Source organism: Brevundimonas abyssalis TAR-001 (assembly GCF_000466985.1).
Lineage (GTDB): Bacteria > Pseudomonadota > Alphaproteobacteria > Caulobacterales > Caulobacteraceae > Brevundimonas > Brevundimonas abyssalis.
Map to the genome: position 1 here is coordinate 40,227 of NZ_BATC01000002.1, position 16,440 is coordinate 56,666.

Here is a 16,440-nt window from a genome sequence, read left to right on the forward strand (position 1 = left end):
CCTTTAACGTGCGTCGTGCACGATGCGCCCGCCGACGACGGTGAGCAAGACCTTGCCCTGCAGCACGCGTCCGTCGAAGGGCGAGTTCTTGGACTTGGAGCGGAGTTTGTCGGCGTTGATGACCACCGGCGCATTGGGATCGAACAGAACCAGGTCGGCCGGAGCGTCCGCCTGCAGCTCGCCCGCCTCCAGCCCCAGCAGGGTCGCCGGGCCGCTGGTCAGGGGTCGCAGGATGTCGATCAGGTCCAGCCCCGCCTCGTGGTGCAGGCTGAGCACGGCGGGCAGCAGGGTTTCCAGCCCCACGGCGCCGGGCGCCGCCTCGCTGAACGGACGGCGCTTGTCCTCGGCCGGGGCCGGGGTGTGGGCCGAGGTGATGACGTCGATCAGCCCCTCGCGCACAGCCTCGATCATGGCCTGGCGGTCGCTCTCGGCGCGCAGGGGCGGGTCCAGCCGGTAGAAGGTGCGGTAATCGCCGATGTCCACCTCGTTGAAGCACAGGTGGTTGATCGAAACGCTGGCGGCGACCTCGAGCCCGCGGGCGCGGGCGCGGGCCAGGCAGTCCAGCGCCGCCTCGGTCGAAATCTGGTCGGCCAGGAACCGGGCGCCGGTCTGTTCGACCAGCGCCAGATCGCGCTCCAGCTGGATGCGCTCGGCAATGGCCGGCGCGCCCGACAGACCCAGCCGCGTGGCCAGTTCGCCCGAGGTGGCGCAGGCGCCCTCGGACAGCCACGGGTCCGCCGGGCGGTGGGCGATCAGGGCGTTGAACGCCGAGGCGTAGCTCATCACCCGCTGCAGGGTGCGGCTGTTGGCGATGACCCGGTCGCCGTCAGTGAAATACAGCGCCCCGGCCTCGGCCATCAGGCCGATTTCGGCCATGCGCTCGCCGTCCAGCCCGCGCGTGGCGGCGCCCGCCGCGCGCACATTGACCAGGTTCAGGGCCGCGCCCCGCCGCTGGATGAAGTCGACCATGGCCGGGTCGTCCACGGCCGGATCGGTGTCCGGCTGGATGACGATAGTGGTGACGCCGCCCGCCGCCGCCGAAAGGCTGGCCGACTTCAGGGTCTCCTTGGGCTCGGCCCCTGGCTCGCCGGTCTTGACCCGGATGTCGATCAGGCCCGGCGCCAGCACCATGCCGCCCGCGTCGATGATTTCGACCCCGTCCGGGGTCCGGGTCGCGGCGCCGTGGATGACCTCGACGATGCGGCCGTCCTGGATCAGCACTGCGCCGGGACCGTCATAGTCGCCAGCCGGGTCCACCAGCCGGGCGTTGATGATCGCCAAAGCCTTGGAGGATGGGCCGCTCATCGTTCCGCCTCCTGCCGCGCGGACAGGGAGGCCAGCACCGCCATGCGCACCGCCACGCCCATCTCCACCTGATCCTGGATCAGGGAGACGGCCGGGTCGTCGGCGACGCCGGAGTCGATCTCGACGCCCCGGTTCATGGGGCCGGGGTGCATCACCCTGGCCCCGGGCGCCGCCCAGGCCAGCTTCTCGGCGTCCAGCCCCCAGAAACGGTAGTATTCGCGGGTCGATGGGGCCAGGGCGCCGTCCATGCGCTCCAGCTGCAGGCGCAGCATCATCACCACGTCGCAGCCCTTCAGCCCCTCGCGCATGTCGTGAAACACCTCGCAGCCCCAGCGGTCGGCGTCGCCGGGAACCAGGGTCGGCGGGCCGATCAGGCGCACCCGCACCCCCATCATGGAAAGCAGGGCCACGTTCGAGCGCGCCACCCGGCTGTGGGCCACGTCGCCGCAGATGGCCACGGTCAGCCCGCCCACGTCGCCAAAGGCGCGGCGCAGGCTCAGCATGTCCAGCAGGGCCTGGGTCGGATGTTCGTGGCGACCGTCGCCGGCGTTGACCACGGCGCAGCCACCTTCTGGGAGAGCAACTCCGCCGCGCCGGACGCCGAGTGGCGCACCACCAGAATGTCCGGCTTCATGGCGTTCAGGGTCATGGCCGTGTCGATCAGGGTCTCGCCCTTGGCCACCGAGGAGGTGCGCGGGTTCATGCTGACCACGTCGGCGCCCAGCCGCTTGGCCGCGATCTCGAAAGAAGCCGAGGTGCGGGTGGAGTTCTCGAAGAACAGATTGACCACCGTGCGCCCGCGCATCAGGTCCAGCGCCTTGGCCCCCTGACGGTTCACATCCACGCAGGCGTCGGCCAGATCCAGCAACGCGGTCAGCGTCACGGGATTCAGATCGCCGGCGGAATTGAAATGGGCCCGGGGAAACGGCGTCAGCCGTGAACGGACAAGATCGGTGACGGCCTGGGTCATCGAGGCCTCGCTATAGGGCTGAGTCCCGCCGAACGCCAGCGCCGCGACGCTTCGGTCACAGGAATCCGAACAGGAACAGCATCAGGGGCATGGTGAACAGGGCGCCCAGGGTGGTGAAGGCCACCACCGCCGCCATCAGGGGCGCGTCTCCGCCCATCTGGCGCGCCAGCACATAGGAGGCCGCCGCGCCCGACCCTCATCCCCCGCGCAAGGACCTCCGCGCTGACGCGCTCCGGTGCGCGGGTTCCCCCTTCTCCCATCGGGAGAAGGTTATGCCTTGCGCAGGCTCATGATGGCGGACTCGATGGTGGAGCCGAGGAACACCGCCGCGATCACCACGGCCAGGCCGAAACTGACGCCCGGAAACAGCGGGGGCAGGGCGGCGGCGAGGATGATCAGGCCCGGATAGATGGCGGCCCAGACCGCTGAACTGGGCGCTTCAGCGATCACCAGCGGACCCTTCTTCATCTTCATGAAGCGGGGCACGAAGGGCTGAAGAACAAGGAAAACCACCGTCACCACCGCCGCCGTGGCCACATAGCGCCAGGGCGGATCGGCAGGGCCGAAGATGGTGGCGCTCATGACCAGCAGGGCCACAGCGAACAGGGTGGTTATGGCCAGGAGGACGTTGGGATCGATACGCTTCAAGATTTCACCTTCACATAGGCGCCGGGCGCCGGCTCGATGGGCTTCAGGGCGCCCTTTTTCGGATCGCGGGCGTCAACCCAGTCGCCGGACCGCTCATGCAGCCATGCGGCCCAGTGCGGCCACCAGGAGCCCGGGTGCTGCTCGGCGCCCGCCTGCCATTCCGCAAGGGTGTCGGGCAGGTCCGGATTGGTCCAGTGCTGGTACTTCACCGCCGCCGGGTGGTTGACCACGCCCGCGATGTGGCCGGAGCCGGCCAGGGTGTAGGTCACCGGCCCGCCGAACAGCTTCGTCGAGCGATAGACCGAGTTCATGGGCGCGATGTGGTCCTCGCGGCTGGCCTGGGCGTAGATGGGCGTCCTGACCTTCGACAGGTCCACGCGGACGCCGCCGATCTCGAAGTCGCCCCGGGCCAGGGCGTTCTGGCCGTACATCTTGCGCAGATAGGCCATGTGCAGGGCCTTGGGCATGCGGGTCTGGTCGGCGTTCCAGAACAGCAGGTCAAAGGACGGCGGATCCTTGCCCATCAGATAGTTGGAAACGAAGAACGACCAGATCAGGTCGTTGGCCCGGAGCGCGTTGAAGGTGTCGGCCATGGCGCTGCCCGGCAGGACGCCGCCGGCCTCGTCCATCATGCCCTCGATCTCGGCCAGCCAGTGGTCGTCCGTGAACAGCAGGAGGTCGCCGGCCTCCTCGAAATCATGCTGGGCGGCGAAGAAGGTGCAGGCGTTGATCCGCTCGTCGCCCTTCGCCGCCATATGGGCCATGGCCGCGCCCATCAGGGTGCCGCCGATGCAGTAGCCGACGGTGTTGAGCCGATCCGTGCCGCACTGCTCCATGACCCTGGAGGTGGCGCGGTAGATGCCCTTTTCCAGATAGTCGTCGAAGCCGAAGGCGGCCTTGTCGGCGTCGGGATTGACCCACGAACAGACGAAGACGGTGAAGCCTTGCTCCGACAGCCAGCGGATCATCGAGTTCGCGGGCTGCAGGTCCAGGATGTAGAATTTGTTGATCCACGGCGGGAAGATCAGCAGCGGAATGGCGCGCTGTTTGTCGGTGGCGGCGTCGTACTGGATCAGCTCGAACAGTTCGTCACGCCAGACCACCTGGCCGGGGCTGGTGGCCACGTTCTCGCCCACGCGGAACTTGCCGTAGTCCGCCTGGCTGATGGCCAGCTTGCCGCCGCCACGCTCAAGGTCGGCGGCGAAGTTCTGCATGCCCTTCACCAGGCTCTCGCCGCTGGTCTCGGCCAGAGCTTTGAGCGCCGCGGGGTTGGAGGCCAGAAAATTGGACGGGGAGAAGGCGTCTGTCAGCAGCTTTGTGAAGAACTCGGCCCGGCGGCGGGTGCGCGGGTCCACATCGTCTGCGCTGGAGATCAGAGTGTTCATCCAGTCGGCGGTGACCAGGTAGGACTGGCGCATCACATCGAACATGGGATTCTCGGCCCAGGCCGGGTCCTTGAACCGCTTGTCGGGGGCGGCGGTGACCGGGACGTCCTCGCCCGCCGCGCGCCGGGCGGTGTCGGTCCACAGGGTCATGTAGCGGCCGAACAGATCGGCCTGGGCCTGGAACAGACGTTCGGGACGGGAGGCCAGGCTGGTCATGACCGAGGTCATGGCGGGGCCGACATTGAGCGGATCGGCCGACAGGGCCGCAGGGCGGTCGGCCCGGCTGAGGGCCGCCTCGGCCAAGGCTGACTGGGCCGTCATGGCCGCCCGGGCGATGTTCAGGGACAGGGTCTCGATCATGCGGCGTTGTTCGGCGCCGATGGCGAAGGGGGCGAAGGCGTCCGGCTGGGACGGGGGCGGGTAGCCGCAGCGGCGGCGGCCTCAGGCTCCGGCGCAGGCTTTGCGGTCTTCGGTTTTGCGGTCTTCGGCTTGGCCGCTGCGCGCGGCGCGGCCTTCTTCGGCGCGGCCTTTTTGGCGGTGCGTGTCGCGGGCTTTTTCGGCGGCGTGGCCATGAACGGCTCCTGCTGGATCGATGCAAGGCGGCGTCGCCCTTCCTCGTCGCCCCATGATGGCATATGACCGGGCTCAAGATGAACGCATCGGCGATGAAAAATGCAGCCCGGGCCGCCGTGATGGGCGGATTGCTTCTGAGCGGGGCGTGCGCAGCGCCGTTCCAGACCGCGATGGATCCGCAGGCGCCGTTGTCCGATCGCATCCAGCATCTGGTGGACGCCAACCGCGAGTATCCGCGCTGGGCTGATTTTCCGGCCGCGCCGACCGACGTGCCGGCGCCCGGCGTGATCGCCACGCGGGTTGCCGGGCTGGACCAGACCGGACAGGCGGTCAGCCAGAGCGCCGCCGCCATAGACTGGACCTTTGTCGATGATCCCGACGCCTGGGCCGCCTCGGTGCGCGGCCGGGTCGCGGGCGCGCGCATGAGCCTCGCGACGGCCCGTACAGCGGCCGAGATCGAAGCCTTCGCCCAGTCCCTGCGCGAACGCGCCGAACCGCCGCCGCCCATTGATCCGCGGCAATAGGATCGGTTCACGCCTGCGACCGAATCCGACGACCCTGCGGGCCAGACTGGCATGGATGATGAGGTACAAGGGCGCATGGCGGACGGCGGCGTGGCGACAGCGGTGAATTTCCTGGGCGTGTCGTGCTCCCTGTCCGGCCGCGCCTGGCTTCAGCGCCCGGCCGAGGCGGAGACGGTGCGCGCCCACATGCAGGGGCTGGGCCTGGCCGAGCCGCTGGCCCGGGCGCTGGCGGCGCGGGGCGTGACGGCGGACCAGGGCGAGGATTTTCTGAGCCCGACCCTGCGGGCGCTGTTTCCCGATCCGTCCAGCTTTCTCGACATGGACAAGGCCGCCGAGGTCATTCTGGACGCCCTGACGGCGGGCCGGAGCATCCATGTGTTCGCCGACTATGACGTGGACGGGGCCTCCAGCGCGGCGCTGCTGGTGCGGTGGTTCCGGGCCATGGGGGCGGACCTGCCCATCTATGTGCCCGACCGCCTGACCGAGGGGTATGGCCCCAGCCCGAAGGCGTTCGAGACGCTGAAGGCGAGCGGGGCGGACCTGGTCATCACCGTGGACTGCGGGGCGGCGGCGGTGGAGGCGGTGGCCCACGCCGCGGCCATCGGCCTGAAAGTGGTGGTGGTGGATCACCACCTGATGCGCGAACAGCCCCCCGCCTGCGAGGCGGTGGTCAATCCCAACCGGCCGGGCTGCAACTCGGGCCAGGGCAATCTGGCGGCGGCGGGGGTGGTGTTCGTGCTGCTGGCCGCCCTGAACCGGGCGGCGCGGGCGCGGGGCCTGTTCGCCGCGCGGGCCGAGCCGGACCTGCGCCAGTGGCTGGATCTGGCGGCGCTGGGGGCCATCTGTGACGTCACGGCGCTGAACGGCTTCAACCGGGCGCTGGCGGCGCTGGGGCTGAAGGTCATGTCGGACTGGCGCAATCCGGGGCTGGCGGCGCTTCTGGCCGTGGCGGGCATGGAGCCGGGGCCGGCCAAGGCCAGCCATGCCGGATTCATCCTCGGGCCGCGAATCAATGCGGGCGGGCGCATCGGCCGGGCCGATCTGGGCGCGCGCCTGCTGTCCACGGACGATCCGGCCGAGGCCGCGCGCATCGCCGCCGAGCTGGACGCCTGAACACGTCCCGCCGCGAGGTGGAGCGCGAGGTGACCGAGGCGGCGGTGCGCCAGGTCGAGAGCCGGGGCCCCGACGCGCTGGACCGCGCCATCATCGTGGTGGAGGGCGAGGGGTGGCATCCGGGCGTGGTGGGCATTGTGGCCGGGCGGCTGCGCGAACGCTGGCGCAAGCCGGTGATCGTGATCGGGGTCGATCCCGCCACGGGCGTGGGCAAGGGCTCTGGCCGGTCGCAGCCGGGGGTGAACCTGGGCCGGGCGGTGCAGGCTGCGTGGGAAGCGGGGCACCTGATGGCGGGCGGCGGCCACGCCATGGCCGCGGGCCTGACCGTGGCGGGGGACCGCATCGAGGCCGCGCGCGCCTTTCTGGAAGAGGCGCTGGCCGACCAGCAGGCGGCGGCCGAGGTTCTGGACGTGGTGGATGTCGATGCGATTCTCGATTGTCGCGCGGCCAGCCGGAGTCTGTTCGAGGATTTCGAGCGCCTGGCGCCGTTTGGCCCGTCCAATCCCGAGCCGCTGTTCGCCCTGGACCGGGTCACGGCGCGCGAGCCCGTGGCCATGACCGGCGGCCATGTGCGCTGCCGGCTGACGGCGGCGGACGGCGCCTCGGTCAAGGCCATCGCCTGGCGTTGCGCTGACCTGCCGCTGGGGCGGGCGCTGCTGTCGGGCGCGACGGGGCTCAGCGTGGTCGGTCGGCTGAAGGCGGATGACTGGAACGGCCGCCGGGGTGTGCAGTTCGAGGTCGAGGACGCCCACGACCCGCGTCGCGAAACCAGCGATTTTTAGTCCGACCCCGCTTGCAACGCCGGAAACAGGCCGCTATATCGCCGGCTCTCGCGCAGCGGTCCCTTCGTCTATCGGTTAGGACGTCAGGTTTTCAACCTGAAAAGAGGGGTTCGATTCCCCTAGGGACTGCCACGCGGGGTTTCCCCGAAATCCTGGTTTCTTTGCCCGCGAGCCGCGGCGAATCATGACGCGTGGCGCGGATTTTTTCTCGCGTTTTGCGCGAAATTTTGCTTTCTGGCTCTCCCGCGTTCACCGAACCGTGTTAAGCATAATCCGTCTGCAAGGGGTTTGTCGCAGGCGGGGGACTTATGTCAGCGTACGAATTGGATGAGGACGTCACGGCCGAAACGGTCCGCATGTCCGGTCACGTCAAATGGTTCGACCCCGCCAAGGGGTATGGCTTCATCGTGCCTGAGGATCCTTCCCTCACAGGCATGAAGGATGTGCTGCTGCATGTCTCCAGCCTGCGCGACCACGGCTGCGAGACCGCCGCCGAGGGCGCCGCCATCACCTGCGACGCCGTGCGCCGCCCAAAGGGCTGGCAGGCCACCCAGATACTGGATCTGGCGGAGCCCGATCCGAACCAGGCTTCGGGCTATGACGGCCTGCGGCGGTCCAGCAGCAATCTGGACGCCTTCACTCGCCGCCCCACGCGCCCGCCGGTGCAGGCGGACGGTCCCATGGAGCCCGCGACGGTGAAATGGTTCAACCGCGCCAAGGGCTATGGTTTCGTGGTGCGGGACGGCGACCAGGACGACATTTTCATCCACATCGAGACCTTGCGCCGCTGCGGCCTGGATGACCTGCTGCCGGGTCATACCGTGCGGGTGCGTTTCGCCCGGGGTCCCAAGGGACTGGTGGTCGCCGAGATCGAACCCGGGGAATAGACCGCATTTCCGGTTTATTTCCGCGCGCGGCTGAGGCGTAATGCCGCCCGTTGATCGCGCCATCCGGGATACGCCCATGCACCGCCGCCTGTTGCTGACCGCCGCCCTGGCCCTGGCCCTGTCGGGAGCCGCCTGCGCCCAGTCCACGCCCATGGACGAGGCGGGCAATCCGCTGGAGGCCCTGACCGTGGTCACCGACAGCGGCGAACACGCCTTCTGGGTCGAGATCGCCGACACCGAGGAAGAGCGCGCCCGGGGCCTGATGTTCCGCGAACCCCTGGCCGACGACCGGGGCATGCTGTTCCAGTTTCCGGATATGGCCGAGCGCGGCTTCTGGATGGAGAACACGCCCAGCTCGCTGGACATCGTCTATATCGACGATCAGGGACGCATCGTCTCCATCGCCCGACACACCACGCCGTATTCACGCCAGAACCTGCCGTCCTACGGCGCCGCCAAGGGGGTGCTGGAGGTCCGCGCCGGCCGCACGGAGGAGATCGGCGCCGAACCGGGCGACGTGGTCCGCCATCCCTTCTTCAACAACGCCGACTGAGGTTCGCAGACAGCCGCGCAGACGGGCGATTGCGGCCGGCGCCCGGCCATGCCTATAAGCCCCGCCTGATCGGAGCGTAGCGCAGCCTGGTAGCGCATCTGCTTTGGGAGCAGAGGGTCGCAGGTTCGAATCCTGCCGCTCCGACCAGGGGCTCCTGTCCGGGAAGGCTCTTTCCAGACCTTCGGAACGCCCGTTATGCGGTGCGGGCCATGTCCTCGACAGGGCGGGCCCAGGAGACCGGGGGGAGGGCCTCGACCGCGGGTTTGGCGAGCAGATAACCCTGCATCAGCGAGACGCCGAGATCCTGCAGGGCGTTGTGCTCATCAAAGGTCTCGATCCCTTCGCAGACGGGGTCGATGCCGAGATCGCGCAGCATATTCAGGGTGTTGGCGACAATGGCGCGCTTGACCCGGTCTGTGTCGATGCCGCGAATGAGCGCCATGTCCAGTTTGACGATGTCGGGCTGGAATTTGCAGAGCAGCCCCAGCCCGGCAAAGCCGGCGCCGAAGTCGTCGATCGCCGTCTTGAACCCCATGGCCCGATAGGAGCGGAGGATGTTGAGGATATGGTCGGTGTCCATCGACTCATCCTCGGTGAACTCGAAGATGATCCGGCTCACCGGAAAGCTGGTGCGCATGGCGGCGGCCAGGGTCGCCCGGATGCAGGCCCGCGGCTCATACACGGCGTTGGGCAGGAAGTTGATGGACAGGCTCGCGCCGTCGGCCGCCAAGTCTAGCTTCGAGGCCCACTCGATGGCGGTCGTCCGGCAGAGCTGATCGAAGGCGTAGCGATTTTCGGCCGACACCTGCGCCAGCACGCTGCCCGCCCCGCCGCCGTCCTGGCCGCGAACCAGGGCCTCATAGGCGAACACGGTCCCGGTCCGCACATCGACAATGGGCTGGAACGCCATGGTGATCGGCAGCTCAAACCCGGCGCCGTCCCTGCAAGCCACACAACTCATCACAGAACTCCCTTTGAGCCCCATAATCATCTGAACGGGTTAAAAAATGCCGGATGCGTGCGCTGGAGGCGGTGTCCGTCAGGCCATCCAACCCATGTGCTCGGCCAGGATGAAGGCGCCGATGCCGATGAGGGCGAGGCCGCCCAGGAGTTCGGCGTGCTTGCCGATGCGGGCGCCGACGCGGGCGCCGATGAGCATGCCCAGGGTGGTCAGGGTGAAGGTGGTCAGGCCGATGCTGAGCGCGATGATCCAGATGTTCACCCCGATGAAGGCCAGGCCCACGCCGACGGCGGCCGCGTCGATGCTTGTGCCCACGGCGGTGGCGATCAGGGGCATCAACCCCCGGCGGACGGGGGGCTGCTCCTCGCGTTGGGGCCGAACCCCGTGCCAGACCATGTGCGCCCCGACGCCCGCCAGCAGCACGAAGGCGATCCAGTGGTCGATCTGCTGCACCACCCCGGCGGCGATCAGGCCCAGGCTCCAGCCGATCACCGGCGTGGCCGCTTCGATCGACCCGAAGATCAGCCCGGCGCGCAGGGCCTGGGCCAGCGACGGGCGGTGCGCCGCGCCGCGCCCCACGGACGCGGCGAAGGCGTCGGTGGACATGCTGAGCGACAGGATGGCGACGGCGCCGGGGGTCATGAGCTCACTCCGCCGGACGACGAGACGCGCATCCCACGCCGCCGGCGAGACGGTGGGACGCGCTGGTCTCGCCAGGCGGATGACCTCCGCTGACCGCGCCACGCGCCGAAGCGCGAATATGTTGACGTGGTCCCGGCCTTCAAGGCGGCCGGCGGCTACTCCCCAACGGGAGCGCCTGACTAGCGGCTGAGTCACGCGCGTTCAAGCGGCGGGACGCCGCATGGGGTGTTGCCTTCACGCGATTCGTCCGGTCCTTAAGAAACCCATGAACCCCATCGACTACGCCTTCCTCGCGGTCGCGGTGCTGCTGTTGTCCACGGTGCTGGCGGGCAGCCTGTCCAGCCGGTTCGGCCTGCCGGCCATGATCGGGTTCCTGGCCCTGGGCATGATCGCGGGGTCGGACGGGCCGTTCGGGATCGTGTTCTCCGACTACGCCTTCGCCCAGGTCATCGGGGTGGCGTGTCTGGTGTTCATCCTGTTTTCCGGCGGGCTGGACACGGACTGGAAGCTGGTGCGGCCGTCGGCGGGCCCGGCGCTGATGCTGTCCACCGTGGGGGTCATGATCAGCGCGGGAATCGTCAGCCTGGCTGCGGTCTACCTGCTGGGGTTCACGGTGACCCAGGGGTTCCTGCTGGGGGCGGTTGTGGCGTCCACTGACGCGGCGGCGGTGTTCGCCATCATGCGGGGGCAGGGGGGCGGCGACCTGCGCGAGGATCTGACCGGGCTGATCGAGCTGGAGTCCGGCTCCAACGACCCCATGGCGATCTTCCTCGTGGGGGCGGCGCTGGTGCTGGTGGCGACGCCGGACGCGTCCCTGTTGCCCTTCGTGCCCCAGTTCATCACCCAGATGGGGCTGGGCGCGGTGCTTGGCGTGGTGATCGGCTATGCCCTTCCGTCGCTGATCAAGCGGATGCGGCTGCGGACCAGCGGCATGTCGCTGGTCGTGTCCATCGGGGCGGCGCTGCTCAGCTACGGACTGACCGCCGTGCTGGGCGGCAACGGGTTTCTGGCGGCATACATCGCGGGGATCGTGGCGGGGAACCGCGAGTATCAGGCGCGGCGCACCATCGGCGTGTTCCAGGACGGCCTGGCCTGGCTGGCGCAGGTGGTGATGTTCCTGACGCTGGGTCTTCTGGTGTTCCCCAGCCAGCTGGGCGGGGTCGCGGCGCCAGGTCTGGCGGTGACGGCGGTGCTGATGCTGGTGGCGCGGCCGATCAGCGTTTTCATCTGCCTGGCGCCGTTCAGGCGGTTCGACTGGCGGGCCAAGCTGTTCGTGTCGTGGGCGGGGCTGCGCGGCGCGGTGCCCATCGTGCTGGCGACCTTTCCCATCGTGGCGGGCGTGCCCGGGTCACAGACCATCTTCAACATCGTGTTCTTCGTGGTGATCGTGTCCAGCCTGGTGCAGGGGCCGACCCTGGGCTGGGTGGCGCGCAAGCTGGGCGTCAACGCCTCGAGGCCGGTCGCCGCGTGAGCGCGCTGGACCGGGGCGGCGGCGCGCGCTATCTGGGCCGCTTCTGACATTCAGATTCTTCAGGGCCCGCCATGCTCGCGCGCATCTATCGTCCCGCCAAGACCGCCATGCAGTCCGGCCGCGCCAAGACCCGCGACTGGATTCTGGAGTTCGAGCCGGCGACGGCGCGCACCAACGACCCGCTGATGGGCTGGACATCGTCCACGGACATGAACGGCCAGGTGCGCCTGACCTTCGATACGGCCGAGGAAGCGGTGACCTATGCGGAACGGCACGGCATCCCGTTCAGGCTGCAGGAGCCGCAGGCCGCGCCGGTGATCCTGAAAGCCTACGCCGACAATTTCGCCCCGGGCCGCAAGCAGCCCTGGACGCATTGATTTGTTTGCGGCTACCGCGCCTTGCGCTACTTGAGCCGCGATTTTTCGTTTCGGCTACCGCGCCTTGCGCTACTTGAGCCGAGATTTTTCGTTGCGGCCGCCGCGCTTCGCGCTACTTCACCGCATGCCTGACGGCGCCCGTAGCTCAACCGGATAGAGCATCCGCCTTCTAAGCGGACGGTTGCAGGTTCGAGTCCTGCCGGGCGCGCCAGGGGCTAGCGGTCAGGCGGCCGCTTCGCCGCCCTCCAGCTCCTGCAGCTTGGCCCGGAAATTGGCGCGCTGCGGATCCATCTCGACCGCCCGCCGGAAGCAGGCGAGGGCGGATGTCAGGTCTCCACGTCGGCTGTGAATCTGCCCCAGGGCGAAATTGGCGCGCCCGCCGATGATGGGGTGGTCGGCGATCTGGGTGTAGGCGGCGACGGCTTCGTCCAGCCTGCCCATCCGCTCGATGGCGCGCGCGAGCTGGAGTCTGGCAGGAGTCAGTCCGCTGTTCAGCGCCACGGCGGCGGCCAGGGCGGTCTCGGCGTGGCTGAACTTGCCCAGATGAAGCATGCCCTTGCCGTGCAGGTAATTGGCGTAATCCGAGCGCGGGTAATAGTTCATCGCGCGTTTCGCCAGGCGCGCCGAGTCGCCCCAGCGGCGTTCGATGTCGGCGCGGTGAGCGTCATAGAGTGTCTCGGCGAACTGCTCATCCAGTCCCCAGCCGCCCTCGGGCATGCGCGGCAAATGCTGGTTGTCCAGGAAGGCGTCGATCATCGGGGCGAGGCGGCCCTTGCGGTGCAGATAGCTGACGACGCCGTGCTGCACGCGCCTCAGGGAGTCCGCGAAGACGTTCGGCAGGTCGGCGAGATTGAACGCCGAATAGAGATCAACGGGATCGCTTTCACCGGCGTAGAGGAAAATCGGCGCCCGGGCCTTTTCCACCATGGGCCTCAGGTCGGGAACGGGCGGCGTGAACCCCTTCTCCATCAACCGCTGCACATTGCCGCCGACCAGGTCCATCTGTGTCTCGCACGAGAAGGCCAGGACGCGGGCGCGAGAGGGACGCCGTGCAGGAAGGCCCCGGTTCCGCCCATTGCGGCGCCGACGGTGTACAGGCTTTGGGCGTCGAGATGCTTCGCCCACTGGCGGAATGACCGGGTCACCTCGGTGCGGTCGCCTCCCAGGCCGTCGATCCCGGCCTGATACCACTGGTTCGGGCCGTTGCTGACGACAATGGCGCTGGCGTCGATGCGCAGGGCCGTATCAAGCCACTCGAAAGAATGATCGGCCGTGTTGGAGCCCGAGAAGAAAATAGCGAGCTTCTCCGACTTGCGGGGAAAGACGCGAAAGCGCGGGTGATCCAGGGGCGTGGGAGAGTCTGGCAAGCTGGTCTCGAAACTGGGGATGAGGTCAGGGCTCGAAATTCGGCGACGCTCCGGCAAGGAGACCGTCGTCGGCTCAGAACGGATGGAGGGTTGCCGGGTTCAGCCCGTGGTGCAGTGGGCCGCCTTGAAGGTCTTGACGATCCTGGAGACGATCCAGTTGTCCACGTGGCGGCCGTCGTCCTCGCGCCAGCTGAAGGGCGAATTGGCCATGACCAGTTCATAGGACGGGAAATAGGTCACGGCGTCGAAGTCGCGGGCGATGGCCCCGATGGCGGCGCGCAGGATGCTCTTGCCCTCGGTGTTGGCCGCGACGATGTCATTGTCCGAGAAGGTGCGGGCCAGCGGCACCGGCGAGACCGTGAAGACGATACGGGCGTCCGGACGCACCTGGGTGATGATCTCCACGATGCGCCTGAGGTTGGCGTAGTTTTCCTCGTACGAGGACATGTGGAACTCGGTCTGCTCCTCGCCGCCGCCCTTGGCGTAGCCGGGCTTCTGACAGGCGATCTTGCCGCTCTGCTTGTTCATAGAGCTTGCCGCCTGATCTTTCGGTACAGGGAAAGCCCATGGCCTTCGGCGACAGGATTCTGGTTCAGGCGCGCAACTATTCCGTCCAGGTCGAGGGGCTGGCCGCAGCGGAGCTGAACCGTAATCTCGGTGAGTACCTGCCGCCCAACTATGCGGTGCGGAAGATGGCCGACGCCTATGGCGGCTACGCCCGCAAGCGCACCAACACCAACGACGAATACCTGCTGCTGCGCCAGACCTTCACCGAGACCCGGTCCAAGAGCCACCAGGTGTTCAGCTCTGTGATCGCCGACCACGTCCCGTCCGAGAAATATGTCCTGTCCCGCAGCATGTTCCAGATCGAGGACCAGGCGACCACCATCCGCGGCGCGGTGCGCTCGCTGCAGAAGACCGGCATGTGGAAGGCGAAATTCTCCATCCCGCCGGCCCTGGTCGAGAGCCTGCGCGACAAGGTGCTGACGCGGATGGAATCGATCCACGGCGACAAGCTGACCAAGATCCTGGAGGGGTCGCCCGAGGCGCCGCCCCAGATCAAGTCCAACTTCTCGTGGATCACCAGCTTCAGCGAGATGTACGAGGTGGCCGCCGATCCGCTGCTGCTGACCATCGTGCATCAGTACATGGGCGTGCCGCCGATCTTCGACGTGCCGGTGGCCTTCGTGAACTCCAACGTGCCGGTCAGCGCCAAGGACCTGTCGGACACGGCGCAGCTTTATCACCACGACATGTACCGGCTCGGGTTCGTGAAGCTGTTCATGTACCTGACCGACGTGGGCCCCAAGGACGGCCCCCACGCCATGATCCCGGGCACGCACCGCGAGCGTCCCGACGCCCTGTGGGCCGACGGCCGCCATACGGACGAGAAGGTGGCCCAGCATGGCCTGATGGATCAGGAAGCGCGCATCACCGGGCCGTCGGGAACGCTGTTCCTGGTGGACACCAGCGCGCTGCACAAAGGCGTCCATCCGGAAGAGAACTATCGCGTTCTGGCCCAGGTGCAGTACGCCAACTCCCTGTTCGGCCACCCGATCGCCGACGCGGAGCGTCCCTTCACCGCCGCGCGCAAATCCGAGAACCCGGATGTGCAGGCCGCCGGGGATCTGGTGAAGACCTACGCCGAAAAGGTCGGCGTGCGGTTCATGCAGGGTATGATCTAGAGCGCCACCCCGTCAGGGCCTGGTCCAGATCGGCCATCAGGTCGGCGGGGTCCTCCAGCCCGATGTGCAGGCGGATCAGCGGCCCCTTGAGCGCGGGCGCATGGCGGCGCAGGGTCATCTGGCTGGTTTCATGGGTCGCCAGACTTTCGAAACCGCCCCAGGAATAGCCGAGGCCGAACAGGGTGAGGGCGTCCAGAAGGGCTTCGGCATCCGCCTCGCTTCCGCCGTTGAAGACCACGCCCATCAGCCCCGCCGCGCCGGCATAGTCGCGCGCCCAGAGGTCGTGGCCGACCGAGCCGGGGAGGGGCGGGTAGAGCACGCGGGCGACCTCGGGGCGGTCCTGCAGCCACGCCGCCACCTGCAAGGCTGATCGTGCGTGTTCGTTCATGCGCAGCGGCAGGGTGCGCAGGCCGCGCAGGGCCAGCCAGGCCTCGTCGGGCGCGGTGTGCCAGCCCATGTCCTCGATGGTGTTGAAGATGGCCTTGCCGATGCGCGCGTCGGAGACGGCGACGGCGCCCATCAGCAGGTCGGAGTGGCCCGCCGCATATTTGCTGATCGCCTGGACGCTGACGTCCACGCCGTGCGCGAGGGGCCGGAAGGCGAGACCGGCGGCCCAGGTGTTGTCCATGACCGTCAGGACGCCCTTCTCACGCGCCGCGGCGGCGACGGCCGGGACGTCGATCATCTCGAAGGTCAGGGAGGCGGGGGATTCGATCAGCAGCAGCTTGGCCCCGTCCATGGCGCCGATGATCTGGTCCGTGGTGGCGTCGGCGGGATGATAGCGCGTGGTCACACCGCGGGCGGCCATGTGCCGGTCCAGAAAGCGGCGGCTGGGCCCGTAGGCGGCGTCGGTGGCGACCACCGTGTCGCCCGGGCGCGTCAGGGCCAGAAGGGGAATGGTGACGGCGGCCAGGCCCGTGGGCGTGAGCCAGGCGTCGATCGCGCCCTCCATCTCGGCGATCAGGGCGCGCAACTCATGCTGAACCGTCATGCCGTCGATGCCGTAGACCGGGCCCAGCGACGGATCTCGCAGGGTCGAGGCGCTGGGGTTCAGAAGGGTCGAGGCCCGCTCGATGGGCGGATTGACCGGGCGGCGGCCCTCCGTCGGCTTGCGGGTCGCCGAACGGATCAGGCGGGTGCGGTCGGAAGGGGATCGGCTCATGAATGCGCCCGTCTGGCTGTGAAAGGCGCCTCGCG

General features: G+C 68.3%; 16 protein-coding genes, 3 tRNA genes, 3 pseudogenes and 1 riboswitch. Of the genes and pseudogenes, 11 read left to right on the top strand and 11 right to left on the bottom strand.

What is annotated here, in order from left to right; all coding sequences use genetic code 11:
• Nucleotides 1-3 precede the first annotated feature (3 nt).
• From pyrC to phaC, 5 genes and pseudogenes are all read right to left on the bottom strand, one after another.
• Complete coding sequence (pyrC, locus tag MBEBAB_RS00725; protein WP_021696004.1) at nucleotides 4-1,305, bottom strand: dihydroorotase; 1,302 nt, start codon at nucleotides 1,303-1,305, stop codon at nucleotides 4-6.
• Nucleotides 1,302-2,275, bottom strand: a pseudogene (locus MBEBAB_RS00730) (aspartate carbamoyltransferase catalytic subunit). The gene pyrC and the pseudogene MBEBAB_RS00730 overlap by 4 nt, the downstream one beginning before the upstream one ends.
• Nucleotides 2,276-2,330: 55 nt before the next feature.
• Nucleotides 2,331-2,453: pseudogene (locus MBEBAB_RS17880) on the bottom strand (AEC family transporter); the annotation flags it as partial.
• Between the two features lie 92 nt (nucleotides 2,454-2,545).
• Entirely contained in the window at nucleotides 2,546-2,923 is a 378-nt protein-coding gene (locus tag MBEBAB_RS00735; protein ID WP_021696007.1) for a hypothetical protein, read from the bottom strand.
• A complete protein-coding gene (gene phaC, locus MBEBAB_RS00740) occupies nucleotides 2,920-4,668 on the bottom strand; it encodes a class I poly(R)-hydroxyalkanoic acid synthase (RefSeq protein ID WP_021696008.1) in 1,749 nt (582 codons plus the stop codon). The genes MBEBAB_RS00735 and phaC overlap by 4 nt, the downstream gene beginning before the upstream one ends.
• A 6-nt stretch (nucleotides 4,669-4,674) precedes the next feature.
• On the opposite strand from phaC, the gene MBEBAB_RS00745 reads away from it, so the two are divergent.
• From MBEBAB_RS00745 to MBEBAB_RS00775, 7 genes and pseudogenes are all read left to right on the top strand, one after another.
• On the top strand, nucleotides 4,675-4,947 hold the full coding sequence (locus MBEBAB_RS00745; protein ID WP_045318609.1) for a hypothetical protein: 273 nt from the start codon (nucleotides 4,675-4,677) through the stop codon (nucleotides 4,945-4,947).
• A gap of 26 nt (nucleotides 4,948-4,973) precedes the next feature.
• Entirely contained in the window at nucleotides 4,974-5,405 is a 432-nt protein-coding gene (locus MBEBAB_RS00750) for a hypothetical protein (protein WP_231379017.1), read from the top strand.
• Between the two features lie 75 nt (nucleotides 5,406-5,480).
• A pseudogene (recJ, locus tag MBEBAB_RS00755) lies at nucleotides 5,481-7,300 on the top strand (single-stranded-DNA-specific exonuclease RecJ).
• Between the two features lie 57 nt (nucleotides 7,301-7,357).
• A tRNA-Glu gene (locus tag MBEBAB_RS00760) sits at nucleotides 7,358-7,432 on the top strand.
• Nucleotides 7,433-7,608: 176 nt separating this feature from the next.
• Nucleotides 7,609-8,187 (top strand): cold-shock protein, encoded by a 579-nt coding sequence (locus MBEBAB_RS00765; RefSeq protein ID WP_021696012.1) that lies wholly within the window; start codon nucleotides 7,609-7,611, stop codon nucleotides 8,185-8,187.
• Between the two features lie 40 nt (nucleotides 8,188-8,227).
• Nucleotides 8,228-8,740, top strand: a complete 513-nt coding sequence (locus MBEBAB_RS00770) for a DUF192 domain-containing protein (protein WP_231379016.1) — start codon at nucleotides 8,228-8,230, stop codon at nucleotides 8,738-8,740.
• A gap of 70 nt (nucleotides 8,741-8,810) precedes the next feature.
• A tRNA-Pro gene (locus MBEBAB_RS00775) sits at nucleotides 8,811-8,887 on the top strand.
• Nucleotides 8,888-8,933: 46 nt separating this feature from the next.
• Here MBEBAB_RS00775 and MBEBAB_RS00780 read toward each other — a convergent pair.
• Nucleotides 8,934-9,701: an EAL domain-containing protein gene (locus MBEBAB_RS00780; RefSeq protein WP_021696014.1), complete on the bottom strand. Its 768-nt coding sequence runs from the start codon at nucleotides 9,699-9,701 to the stop codon at nucleotides 8,934-8,936.
• 78 nt (nucleotides 9,702-9,779) lie between these two features.
• On the bottom strand, nucleotides 9,780-10,343 hold the full coding sequence (locus MBEBAB_RS00785; protein WP_021696015.1) for a manganese efflux pump MntP: 564 nt from the start codon (nucleotides 10,341-10,343) through the stop codon (nucleotides 9,780-9,782).
• A 73-nt stretch (nucleotides 10,344-10,416) separates the two neighbouring features.
• Nucleotides 10,417-10,513: riboswitch (yybP-ykoY riboswitch) on the bottom strand.
• A 95-nt stretch (nucleotides 10,514-10,608) separates the two neighbouring features.
• On the opposite strand from MBEBAB_RS00785, the gene MBEBAB_RS00790 reads away from it, so the two are divergent.
• From MBEBAB_RS00790 to MBEBAB_RS00800, 3 genes are all read left to right on the top strand, one after another.
• Nucleotides 10,609-11,814 carry a potassium/proton antiporter gene (locus MBEBAB_RS00790; protein WP_021696016.1) on the top strand — a complete coding sequence of 402 codons (1,206 nt, stop codon included), beginning with the start codon at nucleotides 10,609-10,611 and terminating at the stop codon, nucleotides 11,812-11,814.
• Between the two features lie 71 nt (nucleotides 11,815-11,885).
• Nucleotides 11,886-12,191, top strand: a complete 306-nt coding sequence (locus tag MBEBAB_RS00795; protein ID WP_021696017.1) for an ETC complex I subunit — start codon at nucleotides 11,886-11,888, stop codon at nucleotides 12,189-12,191.
• A gap of 134 nt (nucleotides 12,192-12,325) precedes the next feature.
• Nucleotides 12,326-12,402, top strand: a tRNA-Arg gene (locus MBEBAB_RS00800).
• A gap of 11 nt (nucleotides 12,403-12,413) precedes the next feature.
• On the opposite strand, the gene MBEBAB_RS00805 is transcribed toward MBEBAB_RS00800, so the two are convergent.
• Genes MBEBAB_RS00805 through MBEBAB_RS00815 form a run of 3 tightly spaced genes read right to left on the bottom strand, consistent with a single transcriptional unit; the run spans nucleotide 12,414 to nucleotide 14,086 of the window.
• Entirely contained in the window at nucleotides 12,414-13,193 is a 780-nt protein-coding gene (locus tag MBEBAB_RS00805; protein ID WP_021696018.1) for a tetratricopeptide repeat protein, read from the bottom strand.
• Nucleotides 13,160-13,615, bottom strand: a complete 456-nt coding sequence (locus tag MBEBAB_RS00810) for a hypothetical protein (RefSeq protein ID WP_045318611.1) — start codon at nucleotides 13,613-13,615, stop codon at nucleotides 13,160-13,162. The genes MBEBAB_RS00805 and MBEBAB_RS00810 overlap by 34 nt, the downstream gene beginning before the upstream one ends.
• Nucleotides 13,616-13,657: 42 nt before the next feature.
• Nucleotides 13,658-14,086, bottom strand: coding sequence for a GSCFA domain-containing protein (locus MBEBAB_RS00815; protein WP_021696019.1), 429 nt, complete (start codon nucleotides 14,084-14,086; stop codon nucleotides 13,658-13,660).
• A gap of 38 nt (nucleotides 14,087-14,124) precedes the next feature.
• On the opposite strand from MBEBAB_RS00815, the gene MBEBAB_RS00820 reads away from it, so the two are divergent.
• Entirely contained in the window at nucleotides 14,125-15,243 is a 1,119-nt protein-coding gene (locus MBEBAB_RS00820) for a phytanoyl-CoA dioxygenase family protein (protein WP_021696020.1), read from the top strand.
• On the opposite strand, the gene metC is transcribed toward MBEBAB_RS00820, so the two are convergent.
• Nucleotides 15,224-16,405 (bottom strand): cystathionine beta-lyase, encoded by a 1,182-nt coding sequence (gene metC / locus MBEBAB_RS00825; protein ID WP_021696021.1) that lies wholly within the window; start codon nucleotides 16,403-16,405, stop codon nucleotides 15,224-15,226. The genes MBEBAB_RS00820 and metC overlap by 20 nt on opposite strands.
• Between the last annotated feature and the right edge of the window lie 35 nt (nucleotides 16,406-16,440).